The sequence below is a fragment of the Cecembia lonarensis LW9 genome, from assembly GCF_000298295.1.
GTDB classification, from domain to species: domain Bacteria; phylum Bacteroidota; class Bacteroidia; order Cytophagales; family Cyclobacteriaceae; genus Cecembia; species Cecembia lonarensis.
Genome location: NZ_AMGM01000076.1, coordinates 1 through 17,652, shown reverse-complemented (window position 1 = coordinate 17,652; position 17,652 = coordinate 1). Strand labels below are relative to the sequence as shown.

Sequence of the window (17,652 nt, the reverse complement as noted above, 5' to 3'; positions counted from 1 at the left end):
ATAAACATCTCGAGTATTTTGATTCTTAAGTCTTGTGTCTTGTGTCTTGTGTCTTGAGTCTTCCTTCAACTAAACCATCACCAAGACATTCCCCGCCACATCCTTGGACATAAAGATGGTCTTTTTATTGTCCACGAGGATTTCAACCGAACCGTCAAACTCAACTTTATCCAGCACTTTGATCCTTGCTCCGATATAGGCGCCCACCTTGTCCAAATAACGCAGAAATGCAGCGGAACTGTCTTTCACAGCGACCAACTGTCCTGTGGCATTTATATCCAGTTCAGATAGGGTCAATCTGGGCCTTGAACGAACATCTCCATATTCATCAGGAATAGGATCTCCATGGGGGTCAAACTTGGGGAAACCCAGGTATTCATCCAACCTTTGGATCAGGAGTTTGGATTTGATATGTTCCAATTCATCAGCCACCTCATGCACCTCATCCCATGAGAAGCGGAGTTTTTCTACCAAAAAAACTTCCCAAAGTCGGTGTTTCCGGATGGTCTGTAAAGCCAACTTTTTCCCTTCCTCGGTGATGTTTACCCCATAATACTTCCGGTACTCGATGACTTCCTTTTCACCCAGTCTACGCAGCATGTCAGACACAGAGGCGGGCTTGGTCTTCATCTGGAAAGAGATATCATTGGTGGAAACACTTCTTTTACCTCCATCAGAAATATGGTAAATGGCTTTGAGGTAACTCTCCTCAGCAGGGGTCAATTGGATCATGTTTGAAAATTTAGGACAAATATAACTTTTTTAGCCTAATCGAAAAATAAATTTTAAAAAGGCTAAAAGATCTGTGGATAAGTCAAAATTTAATGTTATTTAGAATTTAGATATATCTAAAATTTAATTTTTACTTCTATAAAAATTATCATATTTAAAAGATTATCAGCACATTAAATATGGTTAAAAAGAGGCTAACAGCATAAAAGGTAACCGTTAAACAAGTTTCTAAAATAGAAACAATGGTTTCTGTAAAAATATCCAGGAGGATAAATTATTGGACTTGAAGAAAGGATAGGATTTCCTGTGAAATTCTCATAAGAGAAAAAAAATATCAGACCGATAAGGCTTAAAAATAAATTTTTAGCAATGAATTTACTAATTAGTTTTTTTCATACTTTTCTAAAAAAAACATGAAAAAAACCCTTACCACCATCCTGTTATTCGCCGTGTTTTTCTCCTTAAAAGCACAATTGGCTACAGAGGCCTATAATGCAGGCAGGCCATATGCAAGCCAAGGGGCCAAGCAAGAATGGTCATTTGGGATGCAAAGAAATGGATTAGGGCTAAGCCTTACATTCTAATGCTTGGAATTGATCAGTTGGTTGACCAAATCCTGCAATTGCGCCTTTTCCTTATGGGCCCAAAAAGCTTCATAAGGAAAGGCCTTATTATAAAATTTGGAGGACCGCAGCCTGGCCATGATTTCCTTGCCCTGATCATTTAATGTAAAATCCACTTCAAAACCGGCTTGGTATTTATCGGAAAAGGAATGCCACAGCGCATTGGGGCTATGCAAGAAAGGAATGCCCATGGCCAGGCACTCATAGAGTTTGCTGGGAATTTTTGGACTGATGCTGGGGATTTGTCGGTAGGGGAGCAATACCATATCTGCTGATCTATATGCTTCCAGAATTTGAGCATAGGGCACTGGAATAGGGGATATATCCAAGCGTATTCCCTTATTTCTATCAGCCATTTCCTTCAGCATTTTTTCAAATTCCGGAAGCGGACAATGACCGATAATATGCAGTGAAATCTCAGGAAAGGATTTCTGTAAATTTAAAAACCAATCCATGGCTTCTTGGATACCATATACTTCCGTAATGGTACCCGAAATCAAAAAATTTATGGCAGTATTGGGGAGCTTTTTTTGGGTCAATTGGCCTTTCTATGAGTGTACCGCTGAATTTATTTTCCAACACCAAATAGGGCTTAAAATGCTTTTTTTCAACTTTATAACACTGTTCAGAAAATACATAATGTTCAAAAATCATTTTTCCGATGGCTTCGATAAATAGAATCAACCCCATAGCCAGGTATTTTCGGAATCCTTTCAATGTTTGATTGTGCGCTATGTTCAAGGTATAATTTTCCTGTACATCGTAGATCAGTTTACCACCATATAGCACTTTACCAAAGAGGGCAAATGGTATAAATTCCCAAGTACAGATGACGGTCAAATCGGGCTTTTCTTTTTGGTATACTTTTAAAAATCTAAAACCAGCCTTCCACCTTTCTCTGCCTGATCTGTTATTCAAAAAAAGCGGGGTAAATTTAATATTTTCTACCTCATCCTCTTTTTTTTTTGAAAATCCTATGATGTTTAGACGGTATTTATTTGTTTCACGCAGTGATAAACCCAACCTGTAATAGGCCCTTGAATCTTTAAGTGGTTTGAGAAGGGAAGCAATCAAAATTGTAGGTTTCACCATTAGCTTTTAGCCTAAATACCGTAAAGAATAAGATCAAAAATATGGAATTACAATCTATTATTGAAAGAGCCTGGGATAACAGGGAGTTATTAAAGGAAAAAGATGTTGAAATAGCCATAAAAACTGTCATCAGCGACCTTGACAGAGGAGCGGTGCGGGTTGCGGCACCATTAGGTAATGGGCTATGGCAGGTCAATGACTGGGTAAAAAAGGCCGTGATCCTTTATTTTCCTATCCAAAAAATGCACACCATTGAAGTGGGGCCTTTTGAGTTTCATGACAAGATGGCTTTGAAAACCAATTATGCCAAGCAGGGTGTGCGTGTAGTTCCACATGCAGTGGCAAGATACGGAGCTTACCTGGCCAGTGGTGTGGTAATGATGCCTTCTTATGTAAATATTGGGGCTTTTGTGGACAGTGGCACGATGGTTGATACATGGGCTACAGTTGGTTCTTGTGCCCAAATTGGCAAAAATGTACATCTGAGTGGGGGAGTAGGAATTGGAGGGGTTTTGGAACCTGTTCAGGCAGCCCCCGTAATAGTAGAAGATGGCGCATTTATTGGATCAAGAGCCATCATCGTTGAAGGAGTGAGAATTGGAAAAGAAGCGGTTATCGGTGCCGGTGTTACTTTGACAGCAAGTTCAAAAATCATTGATGTCACCGGAGCTGAACCTAAAGAATATAAAGGATATGTTCCTGAAAGATCTGTGGTCATTCCGGGAGCTTTGACCAAGAAATTTCCAGCCGGAGAGTTTCAAGTGCCCTGTGCGCTGATTATTGGACAAAGAAAAGCTTCTACAGATCTGAAAACTTCCTTGAACGATGCATTAAGAGAAAATAATGTCGCCGTTTAAAAATTAAAAGATTTGCATGAGATTACATCATTGGGTCGGTGCTGCCCTTATCAGCATCACGTTTTTGTTTTCCTGTTCCGGTAGAGAATCTAACAAAGGAGATGATTTATTCAATCAGGGAGCCTATGAGGAAGCCATTACTGCCTATGATAATTTCCTGGCTTCCAAACCCAAGAATGTAAAGGCCCTATACAATAGAGGAAGGTCTTATGAGGAACTAGGACAATTTCAGCAAGCAGAGCGGGATTTTCTTGCAGCTTTGGAAATAGACAAGAAGAATTTCCAGGTTTTGCTGAGTCTCTCCAACCTTTACCAAAAACAAAAGAAGCACAATAATGCCTTGCTTTATGCAGATTATGCGGTAGAAATACCAGGAGCACCAGCCATGGCCTATTTTATGAAAGGCAGGGCCCTTCACCAAATAGGCAATACGAATGAGGCGTATAAAGATTACAGTACTGCAATCAAAATGGACAAGAACTTTGAGATGGCCTATTATTACAGGGGCATGTTAAAAATCGCAACAGATAGAAAAAAATCGGGCTGTGATGACCTTCGAGCAGCAGTTAAATTAAATTACCAAGAAGCACAGGAAGCTTTGGATAAATATTGTAAATAAAAAATTCCTAATGGAATTAAGGCGCTTCGGGATTTCATTTCCCGAAGCGTTTTTTTTGGCACCACTGTTCGGGAAATCGCTGCTGTTCGGGATTTGCAATCCCGAATTCATCTATCTAAATCAACGCTGACGGTATTTTGCAGGGATTTTAAAACCATTTTATCCGATCTCCAAATAGTGAATTTCAATAAGCTGCTTGACAATACTTGGTACACGATCCAAATTCACTTGAGCAACATACCCAACTCCAGCTTTAAACTTGAATCTTGTGTCTCACATTCTAATTCTCCAAAACCCCCACGGACTTAGATACATAATCCTTAGGTAAATGCTTTAATAACTCCTTTTTAAACCGATGAAAGTCCACAGTAATGGTATGCCTAGGCGTGTCGATTTGATTGTAATGGGGTTTCTTCACCTCCAATTCACACAGCTCAGGGGTGTTTTTCGGTCTTTCCCACTTTCCTGCCAACTCCCTCGCCATGATTTTAGCCTGCAATTCCGCCCCGGGCCAGATACAGCCCAAAGGTTGGAACATCCCTATAAAGTACAGGTTTCTGTATTCGGGATGGAACATTTTTAGATAAAGTGGTACAGGACCCGAACTGTAATCCAGAAAGTCCTTGTCAAAGAAAGGGTGGGAGAGGTAATAGCCAGTACAGGCAATGATGCTGTCGTATATTTCCTCCAGGCCATCTTCAAAAATCACCTTATTCCCCTCGAAGCGCTTGATATCCAATCGAGGTTTCACTTTACCATGCCTGATTTTATACAACAACTCATCATTGATGGTAGGATGGGTTTCGCCAAATTTGGTTTCTACTTTCCTCAAACCATACAAAGCATTATCGCCCACCATAATCTTGAGCAAAAGGTCAAAGAAAAAACTTCTGATTTTTAAAGGAATCCAAGAGCTTCTTTCCCCAATTTTATCGGAAGGTTTGCCAAAAAAGAACTTTGGAATTATTCTATAACCCCTGCGCCAAGAAATGGCAGTCATTTCGCTCACTCGGCTTGTCTCTACGGCCACATCACAGGCAGAATTACCACCTCCAATGACCAAGACCCGCTTTCCTTCAAATGGAGCTGCCTTTTTGAAATGATGCGAATGCAGGTATTCTCCTGCAAATTCTCCAGGATAATTGGGCCATCTTGGATTCCAATGGTGTCCATTACAAACCACAAGATCCGTAAATTTCTCAATACTTCGGATTCCATCAGATTCTGTTTCCACAAGCCATTCCTTGTCATTAATCCACTTGCAGTGAATGACCATAGTATTAAATCGAATATTTGGATAGAGATTGAAATGCCTTGCATAAGCCTGAAAATAACGTCTCAACGTATCATGTGAAGGATAATCCGCTGCATCAGGGTCAAAATCATCAAAAGTAAAATCTGCATATTGGGATAAGGTCTTGGAACTGATAATATGTGTTGTCTCAAAAACACTGGAATGAGAATCCTTCTCTGTAAATATCCAATTGCCTCCCACATCATGATTCCTGTCGAAAGCTACTACATCCAAGCCTTCATCCAGAAGGTTTTTCAGGGCGGTGATACCGGATGGACCGGTTCCGATAACAGCAATTCTTTTATGCATAGTTCTTTATGATTTCTTCGGACATCAATTTGGTTCCAATGGAAGCCGGGGCTTCAATTCTCCTGAGCTGATCTACAAAACCCAGTTCAGGAATCTGGATATCCACAATGTATTTGGGAATATTTTTGGGCGCATATTGTATGAGTCCTGCAGCTGGGTATACCAGGAGAGAAGTACCAATCACAGCAAAAATATCCGCACGAAGTGCTTCCTCAATGGCGGGCTCCATCATCGGTACCATTTCACCAAACCATACTACAAATGGTCTTAATTGACTCCCTTTTTCGCATTTGTCACCTGGTTTGATTTCCCAACCTTCCATATCATAGACCAAAGAAGGGTCTGCTGTACTTTGTGCTTTAAAAAGCTCTCCATGAAGATGGATGATTTTACTGGAACCTGCTTTTTCATGCAAATGGTCTACGTTTTGTGTGATAATGGTGACATCAAAAAATTCTTCCAAATGGGCCAGTTCCAAGTGGGCACCATTCGGTTCACAAGATAGCGCCTGTTTCCTTCTTTGGTTGTAAAAATCCAGGACCAATTCCCGGTTTTTCCGCCAGCCCTCAGGTGAGGCCACTTCCATGACATCATGACCTTCCCATAATCCGCCCGCATCCCTAAAGGTGTTGATACCGCTTTCTGCTGAAATACCGGCACCCGTCAAAACCACCAACTTCTTCATTTTAATTTTTCCCTTAATCTAAGCGGAATCTAATCAAAATTCCAAAAAAAAACGGCAACCTCTGTTGCCGCTCTGGAAATTAAGCTTTCTTTTTAGTAAATCTCCCTGATTTTTTAACAGGTTGATTTTCAATAATTTCAATAGTCTCTTTATAAGTAAGACTTTCAGCCTCTTTATCTTTGGGGATTTTGAAATTATTTTTACCGAACTTGATATATGGACCCCATCTTCCATTTAAAATCTGTATTTCCGGATTTTCTTCAAAGGTCTTGATATGTTTTTTCTCATCCGCTTCCCGCTTCTCTAAAATCAGCTGAATGGCTTCTTCTTCGGTAATGGCCAGCGGATCCTGCTCTTTTTTTAGGGAAACAAACTTGCTGTCGTGTCGGATGTAAGGACCAAATTTCCCTACACCGGCAACCATTTTTTTGTCTTCAAACATTCCCACGTCTCGGGGCAATTTGAATAACTCCAGGGCGTCTTCTAAAGTTATATTCTCGATAAACTGCCCTTTTTTCATGCTGGCAAACTGTTTCTCCTCATCTTCCTGTTCTCCGATCTGAACCAAAGGTCCAAACCTTCCCAAGCGGGCGATAACAGGCTTACCTGTTTTAGGGTCTTTTCCCAACTCTCTGGAACTGTTGACATCTGCTCGGGCTACATTGGCGGTCTCTTCTACGCGTGTATGAAACTTACCATAGAAGTTATCAATCATATCCTGCCAAACCTGCCCTCCATGGGCTATGTCATCAAATTCCTTTTCCACCTTGGCTGTAAATGAAAAGTCAATCACATTAGGAAAATGCTCCACCAGAAAATCATTCACTACCATGGCGATATTGGTAGGGAAAAGTTTATTTTTATCTGCCCCTGTGATTTCAACCTTATCCTGCTTTGAAAATCCATTTTTATTGATTTTCATTTCCAGGTACTTTCTTTCGGTCCCATCCCTGGATTCTTTGACCACATATTCACGCTTTTGTATGGTGGAAATGGTGGGTGCGTAGGTTGATGGTCTTCCGATACCTAGTTCTTCCAGCTTTTTTACCAGAGAAGCCTCTGTGTATCGGGGAGCTGGACGGGTGAAAGATTCCCTTCCTTTCATTTCCATTAATTCCAAAACCTGTCCCACAGACAATGGAGGTAGCAGGCCTTTGTTGGCATTTTCCTCATCTTCCGGCTCATCATCTGTACTTTCAAGGTAGACTTTAAGAAAACCTTCAAACTTGATCACTTCACCGCTGGCTGTAAGTTTCTCAGGCGTGGTGGAAATCCCTATGGTAGCAACCGTCTTTTCCAGTTTGGCATCCGCCATCTGGGATGCAATGGCCCGTTTCCAGATCAGTTCGTATAATCTTTGTTCATTCCGATCTCCGGTTACCTCATGTTTTGAAAAATCAGTAGGCCTGATGGCTTCGTGCGCTTCCTGTGCACCTTCAGATTTGGTAGCGTATTTCCTGGCAAAATGGAACTCAGTGCCATAAGCGGAAATGATTTCATTTTTTGCGGACTGCATGGCATCTTCCGATAAATTCACACTATCGGTTCGCATGTAAGTGATTTTACCGGCTTCATAGAGCTTTTGGGCCACAGACATAGTCTGGGCCACAGAAAAATAGAGCTTCCTACTGGCTTCCTGCTGTAGGGTTGAAGTAGTAAACGGTGCGGCCGGTGATTTTTTACCCGGTTTAGTCTCAAGGTTTTCTACCGCAAATTCAGCATTCAGACATCTTTTGAGAAAGTCCTCCGCTTCTTCTTTGGTTTCAAATTTTTTGGGAAGTTCTGCATTAAAGCTTTTTCCATCAGCTTCAAATTGGGCAGTTATCCTAAAGGAAGATTTGGCTTTAAATTTTTCTATGTCCCTTTCTCTTTCAACAATCAGCCTCACAGCGACAGATTGTACCCGTCCTGCCGAAAGACCGGTTTTGATCTTTTTCCAAAGAATAGGAGAGAGTTCAAATCCCACCAACCTGTCCAAAATTCTTCGGGCCTGTTGTGCGTTGACCAGATCTATATCTATTTTTCTGGGGTTTTCAATGGCTTTGGAAATGGCATTTTTGGTAATTTCCCTGAAAACAATCCTTTTGGTATTTTCATCTTTCAATTTCAAAACCTCTTTCAGATGCCAGGATATGGCTTCGCCTTCCCGGTCATCGTCACTTGCCAAAAACACTGTTTCAGCATTCTTTACGTGGCTTTTAAGTTGTTTGATGACCTCCTTTTTATCCGGGGTAACCTCATAGGTAGGTTTGAACCTGTTTTGAATATCGATCGCTTTGTCTCCTTTGGGTAGATCACGAACATGACCGTAACTGGAAACTACTTTATAATCCTTTCCCAAGTATCCCTCTATGGTTTTTGCCTTAGCGGGCGACTCCACGATGACTAAATTTTTTGACATATTAAACTGTAATTTACAGAATGGTTACTGGTTACCATCTAATTAAAAACCTAAAAATAGACGGCAATATAATGCTTTCCAAATTTAGATTCATTTCATCTGATCTTTGGTATAATAATTTCGTAAGATTGTATAGGAATAATTATTCAACCCATGGAGATAAATAAAGTTTTGTTTCTCCTCAGACATGGAGAGGCAGCCCTGTCCTCTGTTTCAGGGCGTGATTTTGACCGACCATTGAAGGAAAGTGGGGAAAAACAATTACACAGATTATCTAAAACCCTAAAAAACAAGGGTCTATATTTTGATTTGGTCCTTTGCAGCAATGCTGTTAGAACACTTGAAACAGAAAAAATCATTGAAAAATACCTGCCAGTAAAAGAGGCTTATTTCCTTTCCGATTTATATGAAGCCAATCCCAGTAAGATGTTGGATTTGATCAATGGAACTTCAGATGAGGTTAGAAATCTCTTGATCATTGGGCATAATCCTGGAATTTCTGCTTTGGCAGCTTATCTTTCCGGAGATAATTTCATCAACCTCAGACCAGGTATGATGACAAAATTAGACCTATTTCAAAGCAACTGGAATATGGTCGGAAATAATACCGGGCATTTGACTGAAGTACTTTACTGAATATTTTATTAACATAACATTTTCAAATTAACACCAATTTATGTCATTAAAGCATATAATTATCGAACGTTTCGACCCAAATGGTGTCAGTTCCAACGAGGGGATTTTTGGACTTCCCTTTGATGAAGAAACAGCAGATCTGGTCATTATCCCAGTTCCATGGGAGGTTACGGTATCTTATTCACCTGGAACTGCTGATGGACCGGAAGCGGTGCTACAGGCATCCTATCAAGTTGATCTTTATCAAGATGATATACATGATGCATGGAAAATGGGCATTCACCTCTTACCCATACCTGAAGAAATGGCTACTTTAAGCAGTAATTATAGAATATTGGCACGCAATTACTTAGCATGGCTGGAGGCCGGCTCCCCGGAAAATGAGGCAGAAAGATTTGCAGCTGTTCCTGAAGTCATTAACAAGGCAAGTGCAGAAATGAACGAATGGGTTTACAGACAGGCAAAAATATTAAGAGAAAAAGGAAAAATTGTTGCCCTGTTAGGGGGAGACCATAGCACACCATTAGGCTTGATCAAAGCCCTGACCGAGGAGCACAATAGTTTTGGAATTCTGCAGATAGATGCCCATGCTGACCTTAGAAAGGCCTATGAAAATTTTGAATTTTCGCATGCTTCCATTGCTTACAATGCCCTCAAATTTCCACAAATCAGTAAACTGGTCCAGGTTGGCATACGGGATTATTGTCAGGAGGAAGCCATCATGGCCAAGGAAAACAATAGAATTTACACCTTTTATGACAAGGACATCAAAGAGGATATGTATGAGGGAAAGGCATGGAAAATCATCTGTGATGATATCGTAGAAAAACTACCCCAAGAGGTATATATCACCATTGATATTGATGGCTTGGATCCCAAGTTGTGCCCTCATACAGGAACGCCGGTGGCCGGTGGTTTTGAAATGGAACAAGTGCTATACCTGATGAAGCAGGTAGTCAAGTCCGGCAAAAAAATCATAGGTTTTGATCTGGTAGAAGTGGCACCAGGTCCGGAAGGAGATGAATGGGATGGAAATGTAGGAGCAAGGATACTTTACCGAATGGCCAATCTATTTGGTGTTTCGCAGGGCAAACTTAATCTGAAATAAGTCTCAAAAGGCTGTCTTAATAAAATAGACAGCCTTATTTTTTATTTGTAAGTCTGTATCAGGATCACACCGTTGACCGCCTTTTCACCATACAAGGGTACCAACTCCATTGCTTTATCACCTTTTACTATTTCAAGCTGCTTGATGTCTTTTGGTTTTAAATCTGTATTGGGAATAAAATCAGGTCTCAATTCTCCATCAATAACAAAAACCATATTGCTGGACGGGTCGGATTCTAGCTTTATACCTCCAGGTTCACCATGAATGGTCCAAGAAGGGGAGAGGTCTTTCACCTTAGGTTTTGTATCTACCCTTGTACTATTATACCCAGTCACGACAACTTCATTTGGCAAATGGCTCCTCAAAGGTTTTGGTAAGTGGGCCATTTGAAAAGTTACCGGCATTTTCACTTCCTGGCCGTAAGCAACTCCCTCTACATGCCATTGTGCCTTATTTTGTTCCAACACCCTCAACACTTCCTTTGAGAATATTTCAGATGGGCTTTGGGTAATGACTACATCCTTGACATTTCCATTTTTATCCAGTTTGAATGCCGCCGTTACAGTACCAATAAGTCCCGCTTCTCTGGCTTCCACAGGATACCTTAAATTCTTCCTCATGTACTCCATGAATGCCACAGAAGGTTTCGGGCTTTCTCCATGATGAACATCCTTGCTTTCAGAACCCGTAATACCTTGTGCAATAGTAGTGTTTGAAAGTTTAAATTTAACAGGCAACCTCATCCTCACATTCACTGCTTTTCCTCTTTGGGAGCCTGGATTCCAATCAGGGCTTTCACTGACCAAACGCAGGGCCTCTTCATCCAGTCCAAACCCAACACCTCTTAAGATCTCGGGATTTTCCACCTGACCTTCTTGATTGATCACAAAAACAAGGTATACAGTACCTTCAATCCCGTTGGATTTGGCAGCCTCCGGATAGCTCAGGTTTTTATTGATATATTCATTCCAGGCCTGCATGCCACCCTTGAACTCAGGGGCCTGCTCCACCACATCAAAAATTTCCTCTCCGGTTTGGGTAACGGATGGACTGGCTTTTGGTGCAGCCGCTGAATTGAAAAAATGATGGGCATCTGCCAAAGCTTCTTGTTGCGGAGGATAAAAGGCAAAGGAAACTGACTGAACTGAAGTTACTGATTTGCCATTCTTTTTGGCAGGAACCCATTGTTCCTTTTTTATCAATGGAATCACTTTTTCATCCAATCCTCCACCAAAACTACTTTTGATTACCGGTTGGATAACCTCTCCCTTTTCATCTACTATAAATTCAACTTGCAAAACCCCACCAATCCCCAGTTCCAATTCTTTTTGAGGGATTTGGACTTCTTGCATGATGTTTTGATACCAAGTGGCCATTCCTCCTTCAGGGCTTGCAGGTTCATCTACCTGATACCGCTTTAAAGCACCACTGTAATCTTTATAATGAACAGAGGTCCCTCTGAGGGCACGGATTAATCCCCTTACTTTTACATAATCTTCATCCGAATAAATATCAGAAAACTCATATACCAATTCTCCGATTTGAGCCTGCAGCTTTCCTTTATACCATTCACTGATCAACTCATAATGCATAGGATTTTGGATCCTTTTGACTTTAACATGAAAATCCAAAGAATCCTGAGAGGCTACAAGACGTGAACGAATATCCTCTAGATTGGAGGTGATATTACTGGATAAGAATCCAAGTCCACGCTCTGTTTTCATCGACACCAGGGCCATCAAAAGGAAGGAGAGCGGAAAAACCATCAAGGATTTGAACCAATTGATTTTTGGCGTCTTTTTCATCATCAAAATCCTTTTTAGCGTGGTAGATTTTGAAAAATAACTTCCAACAGGAAGGTCAATGCCCTTAAATGCCATTTTTACCACCAATTTGGGATAGGCCTCGCTATTCGGTAAACGGTGAATGACTTGATCATCCGCCAGGTATTCATGAACGTCAACCAAAGCGGAGCGGAGCAAATAAATGCCTGGGTTGAACCAAAAAAGCGTAGTCAATACCTGATAATACACCAAATCATAGGTATGTCCTTGTTTGATGTGCTCAATTTCATGCTGAAGGATCTGCGCCTCCTCCTCCTTATTCAATTGGTGGGTATCATCCCAAAATAGCTTATTGAAATAGGAGAAAATGGGAGCGAGTCCAAAGGTAGGTATTAAAAAATACTCATATTTTAAGTTGTAACGGGTTTGGTACCATCCCCTTTCTGTCAACATCCGCATTTGGATAAATATCCAAACCAAGCGCAGGGACATCATGAAAAGCACCAGAAAATAAAATAGGAACAGGTAATCCTTCTGGGTCCAAAGAATGGGCAGTTTGGAACCCTGAACCGTAATTTCAGGTAGCCCAAAAGTAGCTACAAAATTATCGGGCGCTTCTTGTACAGCAAGCGCCCGATAAAATTGTGTCTGATCCAAGGAAACACTTGGTTTGGCAAAATCCACCGGTATATCGACCAAAGGCATTGCCAAAGCAAGTAAAGGGCTGACCAATAAATATATCCTGCTAAGTTTAAGCGTCTTTTCATTCCTTAGGAACAACCAATGAATTCCAAAGAAAATCAACATGCTGAATGTACTCAGCCAGATATAATCCAATAAGGCAGCCATAAGTCCTTATTTAGACTCTTCCTTCACCTCGTTCAAGATCTTTTCGATCTCTTTGACATCAAGGTCCTTGTCTTTGGCAAAGAAAGAGGCCAACCTGGAGAAGGAATCATTAAAATAGCCCGAAAGCAGTTTTTTGATAGAGAAACTCCTGTATTCATCCTTGGATACAATGGGGAAGTATTCGTGCGACTTTCCATAAGCCTTGTGACTTACAAAACCCTTTCTTTCCAGAATACGAACAATCGTAGATACGGTGTTATAGGCTGGCTTGGGCTCGGACATTTTTTCAAGGATATCTTTGACGAAACCTTTCTCGATATCCCAGAGGATTTGCATGATCTGCTCTTCTGCTCTTGTTAGTTCTCTCATAACTGTGTTTAAGTTTAAATTCGTTTCCAACTTATCGATTTAGTTTTAAATAAACAAAATCTTCCCTGAATTTTTTTCATCACCACGAAAAATTTAATCATATACAAAAAAAAACGCTGAAATTTAGGCAAAAAGGGAAAATAAATACCGTAAGCTCCTAGTGAACAGGTGGTGTAGGTTTTATATGTTTAAAACAAAAAAAGCCTGCTACTTGCAGGCTTAGTATTTAATTATTTTTGTAACAATCAACTCGTTCTGAGTTTAATTACCCCTGTAGCGTGTAGCAGCTTTACAATAGGGTAGGTAGGGTCAAACTCATACCATTTAACCGCAAAATTAGGTCTATTGGGTAACTTATGGTGGTTGTTTTGGAACAGTTCGCCCAACATCAATACATCCAATAAAAGGCTGTTTTTGGATTTATCATTATTGTCAAAGTTGGCATATCCATATTTATGTCCAGACCAGTTTACAATTGCCCCGTGAACAGGTCCCATCATGAAATGAATAGGAAGAAGGAAATACATCCACCAGTGTGTTCCCGCTAATTCAAATACTGAGATGCTCAGCACATACACCAAGACATAAAAGATTCCCCAGCCAAATCTTACTGCCATGGAATCTGCGAAGAGATCGAATTTATTCCAATCTGGCACATCCTTGGAAAACCTATCTTCAGGTTTTAATTTGAAAGTAAAGTAATCGTTATAAATGTTTTTGGTTTTCCACATCATGGTAAACAGATTTTCTGTATGATGTGGGCTATGTGGGTCCTTTGGGGTATCACTGTAAGCATGGTGCATCCTGTGCAGGATGGCATAAGCTCTTGGAGATAGGTAAGAACTGCCTTGGCAAATCCATGTAAATACGTAGAAAAACCGTTCCCAAAACTTGGTCATTGAAAACATTTGGTGGGCAGCATATCTATGAAGGAAAAAGCTTTGGCAAAACAGGGAGAAATACCAATGCAGGAGAAAGAAGATAATTAAGATCACTTGTAATGAATTAGTAATTAGTAATAAGGCAAAGATAAACGCTTAATTGTAGAAGTAAAACAGCCTAGTGAAGAATCTGTTCAAAAATGCACATTATCGGGGAATAACTTTTATTTTTGTTTTGTTGACTTTAAATTTACTTACAATTGTAACCCATTATTTTATGAGCAAATCCGGCGAGGCTATGAATATATTACTACAACTCATTTTGGCAGCAATAGCCGTCCTAATTGCGCAGTACATTATTCCCGGGGTTCATGTGGAATCCTTTTTGACCGCTTTGGTCATAGCCGCACTCATTGCCTTACTCAATATTACTGTAAAACCGCTTTTGATTCTGTTGACCATTCCTATTACCATATTGACATTGGGGCTGTTTTTATTGGCCATAAATGCCATTTTAATTCTTATAGCAGCTGCATTAGTTCCAGGTTTCTCCGTGGATGGTTTTTGGTGGGCCCTACTATTTGGCTTAGTGCTTGGTCTGATTAATTCTCTTCTGGGCGTTTCACTTGGAGAGAACCGCTAAAAATGTTAGACTGGCAGGGTTTTGTCTTTATTTCTAATATAGGCACTCAGACTACCATCCGGATTTTTATATGAATGCTGTCTGGAAGACTTCGTTACATTTACGATCAGCACATAGATTTCCTCCTCCAGCTCCTCTCCATCCAGGTAGTCCACCTCATAGGTCTCAAAATTTAGGAAAACAGGTGGAACACAAAATTGATTATTGGCCTGGTTGATCATGAATTTTTCTTCCTCTGGATCAACACCTTTTATCTTACCACGATCCGATATACCTACGGCGATCTTACCTCCTTCAGTATTGGCAAATGCAACAAGGGTCTTTGCAATTCTTGAACTTTTATTGATACTTTGCTTAAAATCCAGTTTTTCTCCTTCACCATCTTTTAAAAGTTGATGAATTACATCCATGTCTTTTTTTATTTCCATCCTTTTGAGTAAATTATATCTTGAAATAAAGACCGTATTTGAAATTTAGTTAGACAGATTCAGAAATCTGTTTTCAAATTAAGTAAATCTAGTGTATGTTAGCTTTAACAAACTTTTCCTAACCTATGAAATACCACAATGAAGGTTTTGACCCAAAAACCATCGAATCCTTAAAGAAAGAAATTGAGGCAAGTGGCAAAATGTTTAAAATTGTTCCCACAGAGGAGAACAGCGATGAATTTGTTAACTTTTATTTTATTGGCATGTATGAGGGCAAAGAGGTTATTTACGATGCTGCCTTGTATACACTGAGATTGCACCATTCTTCGGAAGTTTATGAGTTGGCAGAGCATGAAGCGGCCAAAAAGTTTCCAAATTTCAAAGCCATTCATTACGAAGAGGACGAAAATGGAAATTTAAAGCCTTTAAGCAGTGAAGAAGAGGAAATTGGCTGGTTCATTACAGAAATCATCATGGATATAGAGGAGGAAGAAACGGTTAAAGTTCAGGAGTTTCTCGATATTGACACCAACCATGATTATGGAATAGGGCTTGATGCTGCTTTAAATGTGGAATTTATAGATGAAAAGGTGATTACGAAGTTTATCAAAGATTTCAACGAAGACAGCTTGGTTTTAGATGAGACTTTATACAGCTTTCAATCGGAAGAAGAGGATATTTAATTAGCTGCAGACCTTACCAACAAAAGTTACCTTCGCTTGTTTACCCAACAAGCGTTTTTTATGATATGTTGAAAATTGCCTATTCTGAAAAATATTGCCATCCATTGCCTGAAGGGCATAGGTTTCCGATGGAAAAATATAACCTGCTTCCTGAGCAGTTGATGTATGAGGGAACAGTAAACTCCTCTAATTTTTTTGAACCTGAAGCACTTGATAGGGAATGGATTTTAAATACCCACCATGCTGAATATTTTCAGAAGCTTGAAAACCTGTCCTTGAGCAAGTCAGAAATCAGGAGAACCGGGTTTCCACTGAGCAAAGCATTGGTGGAAAGGGAAATACACATCATGCACGGATCCGTTCAGGCCGCTCTATTTGCTTTGCAATATGGTGTAGCCATGAACATTGCAGGTGGGACCCATCATGCATTTTCGGATAGAGGAGAGGGGTTTTGTCTACTCAATGACATTGCCATCACCGCTAATTACCTGTTGGAAAAGAAACTGGCAGGGCAAATCCTGGTAGTAGATCTGGATGTACATCAGGGAAATGGTACAGCTGAAATCTTCAGACAAGAGTCCAAAGTCTTTACTTTCAGCATGCATGGCGCTGCCAATTATCCCATGCATAAAGAAAAGTCTGATTTGGACATTGGCTTACCGGATGGGATAGATGATGCCACTTACCTGGATATCTTGGATACTAACCTTGAACCCTTAATGGATCAGGTTGTCCCAGATTTTATCATTTTCCAATCCGGCGTAGATGTATTGGCTTCAGATAAATTGGGTAGATTGGGTTTAAGTATTCAGGGCTGTAAAGAGCGGGATAAAAGGGTTTTGGAATCAGCCAAAAGGCATAGGGTACCCATAATGTGTTGCATGGGAGGGGGCTACTCTCAAAAAATTAGCCAGATTATTGAAGCACATGCCAATACATACAGACTTGCACAGGACATATATTTCTAAATTATGGAAAAATCATCACTCAAAAAAAAATGGCTAATATATGCTGTTTCGGGACTTTTACTCATGGGTTTTGGACTAAGCTTATTAGGAGAGTCCATTATATTAAAAGGCAGGGAAAATGGGTTTTGGCATTGGTTTGGTTTAGGTACCTTGGCTTTAGCGGTGACATTTGCCGGATTGTCTTTATTTGGTCAGGCCACCGTTTTTAAGTCACAATTAGACCACTCAAAAAAACGTGATTAACGGAATTTAACAAATGGTAACTAATGTAAAATTTGTGGTTTCGATACTTTGTTTATATTTGCGCCTAGTTGAAAAATAAGTCAGAAAACGTGAAAAAATTAGCGAAAGTATTAGGTTTTTTAGGTGTAGCAGCAATCACCTTAGTATCCTGTAAACAAGAAGGACAGAGCAGCAGCGCAGATGCTTCTGCAGATGGTGCGGCAGAGGTCAGTATTACTGATTTAAAAATTGCTTATGTGCTAACCGATTCTGTAATTTCAAAATTTGATTTTTATAAAGAAAAATCAGAAGAGATTACTGAAAAAGGCAGGAAGTTTGAAAGTGAACTGGGAAGCAGAGCTAGAGGTTTTGAGCAGGAGGTGGCCAATTTTGAGCAAACTGCAGGATCAATGACCATCAATCAGCAAAGAGCGAAACAGGAGGAACTGATGAGGAAAGAAAGAAACCT

At 40.2% G+C, this 17,652-nt stretch carries 20 protein-coding genes; 10 read left to right on the top strand and 10 right to left on the bottom strand.

The features are described 5' to 3' along the window. Positions 1–69: 69 nt before the first annotated feature. Positions 70–732 (bottom strand): metal-dependent transcriptional regulator, encoded by a 663-nt coding sequence (locus B879_RS16835; RefSeq protein WP_009186417.1) that lies wholly within the window; start codon positions 730–732, stop codon positions 70–72. A gap of 413 nt (positions 733–1,145) precedes the next feature. Between B879_RS16835 and B879_RS22670 the strand changes: the two genes are divergently transcribed. Further along, positions 1,146–1,316: a hypothetical protein gene (locus B879_RS22670; RefSeq protein ID WP_009186416.1), complete on the top strand. Its 171-nt coding sequence runs from the start codon at positions 1,146–1,148 to the stop codon at positions 1,314–1,316. Here the strand turns inward: B879_RS22670 and B879_RS16830 are convergent. Together B879_RS16830 and B879_RS16825 are read right to left on the bottom strand one after the other, a co-directional pair. Then, positions 1,313–1,855, bottom strand: a complete 543-nt coding sequence (locus tag B879_RS16830) for a glycosyltransferase family protein (RefSeq protein WP_157231667.1) — start codon at positions 1,853–1,855, stop codon at positions 1,313–1,315. The genes B879_RS22670 and B879_RS16830 overlap by 4 nt on opposite strands. Further along, positions 1,773–2,447 carry a hypothetical protein gene (locus B879_RS16825; protein ID WP_009186414.1) on the bottom strand — a complete coding sequence of 225 codons (675 nt, stop codon included), beginning with the start codon at positions 2,445–2,447 and terminating at the stop codon, positions 1,773–1,775. Before B879_RS16825 ends, B879_RS16830 begins: the two co-directional genes overlap by 83 nt. Before the next feature lie 41 nt (positions 2,448–2,488). On the opposite strand from B879_RS16825, the gene B879_RS16820 reads away from it, so the two are divergent. Continuing rightward, complete coding sequence (locus B879_RS16820) at positions 2,489–3,304, top strand: 2,3,4,5-tetrahydropyridine-2,6-dicarboxylate N-succinyltransferase (protein WP_009186413.1); 816 nt, start codon at positions 2,489–2,491, stop codon at positions 3,302–3,304. A 16-nt stretch (positions 3,305–3,320) separates the two neighbouring features. Continuing rightward, positions 3,321–3,923 (top strand): tetratricopeptide repeat protein, encoded by a 603-nt coding sequence (locus B879_RS16815; protein ID WP_009186412.1) that lies wholly within the window; start codon positions 3,321–3,323, stop codon positions 3,921–3,923. 280 nt (positions 3,924–4,203) lie between these two features. On the opposite strand, the gene B879_RS16810 is transcribed toward B879_RS16815, so the two are convergent. From B879_RS16810 to topA, 3 genes are all read right to left on the bottom strand, one after another. Beyond that, entirely contained in the window at positions 4,204–5,526 is a 1,323-nt protein-coding gene (locus B879_RS16810; RefSeq protein WP_009186411.1) for a flavin-containing monooxygenase, read from the bottom strand. Beyond that, positions 5,519–6,211 carry an SIR2 family NAD-dependent protein deacylase gene (locus B879_RS16805; protein WP_009186410.1) on the bottom strand — a complete coding sequence of 231 codons (693 nt, stop codon included), beginning with the start codon at positions 6,209–6,211 and terminating at the stop codon, positions 5,519–5,521. The genes B879_RS16810 and B879_RS16805 overlap by 8 nt, the downstream gene beginning before the upstream one ends. A 79-nt stretch (positions 6,212–6,290) precedes the next feature. Next, the gene (gene topA / locus B879_RS16800; RefSeq protein ID WP_009186409.1) at positions 6,291–8,612 is read right to left on the bottom strand and encodes a type I DNA topoisomerase; all 2,322 of its coding nucleotides are present in this window, start codon (positions 8,610–8,612) and stop codon (positions 6,291–6,293) included. A 153-nt stretch (positions 8,613–8,765) separates the two neighbouring features. Here topA and B879_RS16795 point away from each other — a divergent pair, with 153 nt between their 5' ends. Together B879_RS16795 and B879_RS16790 are read left to right on the top strand one after the other, a co-directional pair. Beyond that, complete coding sequence (locus tag B879_RS16795) at positions 8,766–9,248, top strand: SixA phosphatase family protein (protein WP_009186407.1); 483 nt, start codon at positions 8,766–8,768, stop codon at positions 9,246–9,248. A 40-nt stretch (positions 9,249–9,288) separates the two neighbouring features. Next, positions 9,289–10,356: an agmatinase family protein gene (locus B879_RS16790; protein ID WP_009186406.1), complete on the top strand. Its 1,068-nt coding sequence runs from the start codon at positions 9,289–9,291 to the stop codon at positions 10,354–10,356. Positions 10,357–10,397: 41 nt separating this feature from the next. Here the strand turns inward: B879_RS16790 and B879_RS16785 are convergent, their stop codons facing one another. From B879_RS16785 to B879_RS16775, 3 genes are all read right to left on the bottom strand, one after another. Beyond that, entirely contained in the window at positions 10,398–12,989 is a 2,592-nt protein-coding gene (locus B879_RS16785; RefSeq protein WP_009186405.1) for a TonB family protein, read from the bottom strand. Between the two features lie 6 nt (positions 12,990–12,995). Continuing rightward, positions 12,996–13,358: a BlaI/MecI/CopY family transcriptional regulator gene (locus B879_RS16780; protein WP_009186404.1), complete on the bottom strand. Its 363-nt coding sequence runs from the start codon at positions 13,356–13,358 to the stop codon at positions 12,996–12,998. A gap of 245 nt (positions 13,359–13,603) precedes the next feature. Next, positions 13,604–14,353: an acyl-CoA desaturase gene (locus B879_RS16775; protein WP_040401000.1), complete on the bottom strand. Its 750-nt coding sequence runs from the start codon at positions 14,351–14,353 to the stop codon at positions 13,604–13,606. Between the two features lie 163 nt (positions 14,354–14,516). On the opposite strand from B879_RS16775, the gene B879_RS16770 reads away from it, so the two are divergent. After that, entirely contained in the window at positions 14,517–14,882 is a 366-nt protein-coding gene (locus B879_RS16770) for a phage holin family protein (RefSeq protein ID WP_009186402.1), read from the top strand. Positions 14,883–14,887: 5 nt separating this feature from the next. Here B879_RS16770 and B879_RS16765 read toward each other — a convergent pair whose 3' ends face one another. Further along, complete coding sequence (locus B879_RS16765) at positions 14,888–15,310, bottom strand: AlbA family DNA-binding domain-containing protein (protein ID WP_009186401.1); 423 nt, start codon at positions 15,308–15,310, stop codon at positions 14,888–14,890. Positions 15,311–15,435: 125 nt separating this feature from the next. Here B879_RS16765 and B879_RS16760 point away from each other — a divergent pair, with 125 nt between their 5' ends. From B879_RS16760 to B879_RS16745, 4 genes are all read left to right on the top strand, one after another. Further along, positions 15,436–15,993 (top strand): hypothetical protein, encoded by a 558-nt coding sequence (locus B879_RS16760; RefSeq protein ID WP_009186400.1) that lies wholly within the window; start codon positions 15,436–15,438, stop codon positions 15,991–15,993. A 65-nt stretch (positions 15,994–16,058) separates the two neighbouring features. Next, on the top strand, positions 16,059–16,961 hold the full coding sequence (locus B879_RS16755) for a histone deacetylase family protein (RefSeq protein ID WP_009186399.1): 903 nt from the start codon (positions 16,059–16,061) through the stop codon (positions 16,959–16,961). A gap of 3 nt (positions 16,962–16,964) precedes the next feature. Continuing rightward, the gene (locus tag B879_RS16750) at positions 16,965–17,204 is read left to right on the top strand and encodes a hypothetical protein (RefSeq protein ID WP_009186398.1); all 240 of its coding nucleotides are present in this window, start codon (positions 16,965–16,967) and stop codon (positions 17,202–17,204) included. An 89-nt stretch (positions 17,205–17,293) separates the two neighbouring features. Continuing rightward, the coding region (locus B879_RS16745; RefSeq protein WP_040401001.1) for an OmpH family outer membrane protein at positions 17,294–17,652 on the top strand (359 nt) is incomplete at its 3' end.

Excerpts from the sequence above, each read along its gene's own strand:
- B879_RS16835 (WP_009186417.1), bottom strand. The coding sequence starts at position 732 with ATGATCCAATTGACCCCTGCTGAGGAGAGTTACCTCAAAGCCATTTAC.
- B879_RS22670 (WP_009186416.1), top strand. The coding sequence starts at position 1,146 with ATGAAAAAAACCCTTACCACCATCCTGTTATTCGCCGTGTTTTTCTCC.
- B879_RS16825 (WP_009186414.1), bottom strand. The coding sequence starts at position 2,447 with ATGGTGAAACCTACAATTTTGATTGCTTCCCTTCTCAAACCACTTAAA.
- B879_RS16820 (WP_009186413.1), top strand. The coding sequence starts at position 2,489 with ATGGAATTACAATCTATTATTGAAAGAGCCTGGGATAACAGGGAGTTA.
- B879_RS16815 (WP_009186412.1), top strand. The coding sequence starts at position 3,321 with ATGAGATTACATCATTGGGTCGGTGCTGCCCTTATCAGCATCACGTTT.
- B879_RS16810 (WP_009186411.1), bottom strand. The coding sequence starts at position 5,526 with ATGCATAAAAGAATTGCTGTTATCGGAACCGGTCCATCCGGTATCACC.
- B879_RS16805 (WP_009186410.1), bottom strand. The coding sequence starts at position 6,211 with ATGAAGAAGTTGGTGGTTTTGACGGGTGCCGGTATTTCAGCAGAAAGC.
- topA (WP_009186409.1), bottom strand. The coding sequence starts at position 8,612 with ATGTCAAAAAATTTAGTCATCGTGGAGTCGCCCGCTAAGGCAAAAACC.
- B879_RS16795 (WP_009186407.1), top strand. The coding sequence starts at position 8,766 with ATGGAGATAAATAAAGTTTTGTTTCTCCTCAGACATGGAGAGGCAGCC.
- B879_RS16790 (WP_009186406.1), top strand. The coding sequence starts at position 9,289 with ATGTCATTAAAGCATATAATTATCGAACGTTTCGACCCAAATGGTGTC.
- B879_RS16785 (WP_009186405.1), bottom strand. The coding sequence starts at position 12,989 with ATGGCTGCCTTATTGGATTATATCTGGCTGAGTACATTCAGCATGTTG.
- B879_RS16780 (WP_009186404.1), bottom strand. The coding sequence starts at position 13,358 with ATGAGAGAACTAACAAGAGCAGAAGAGCAGATCATGCAAATCCTCTGG.
- B879_RS16770 (WP_009186402.1), top strand. The coding sequence starts at position 14,517 with ATGAGCAAATCCGGCGAGGCTATGAATATATTACTACAACTCATTTTG.
- B879_RS16765 (WP_009186401.1), bottom strand. The coding sequence starts at position 15,310 with ATGGAAATAAAAAAAGACATGGATGTAATTCATCAACTTTTAAAAGAT.
- B879_RS16760 (WP_009186400.1), top strand. The coding sequence starts at position 15,436 with ATGAAATACCACAATGAAGGTTTTGACCCAAAAACCATCGAATCCTTA.
- B879_RS16755 (WP_009186399.1), top strand. The coding sequence starts at position 16,059 with ATGTTGAAAATTGCCTATTCTGAAAAATATTGCCATCCATTGCCTGAA.
- B879_RS16750 (WP_009186398.1), top strand. The coding sequence starts at position 16,965 with ATGGAAAAATCATCACTCAAAAAAAAATGGCTAATATATGCTGTTTCG.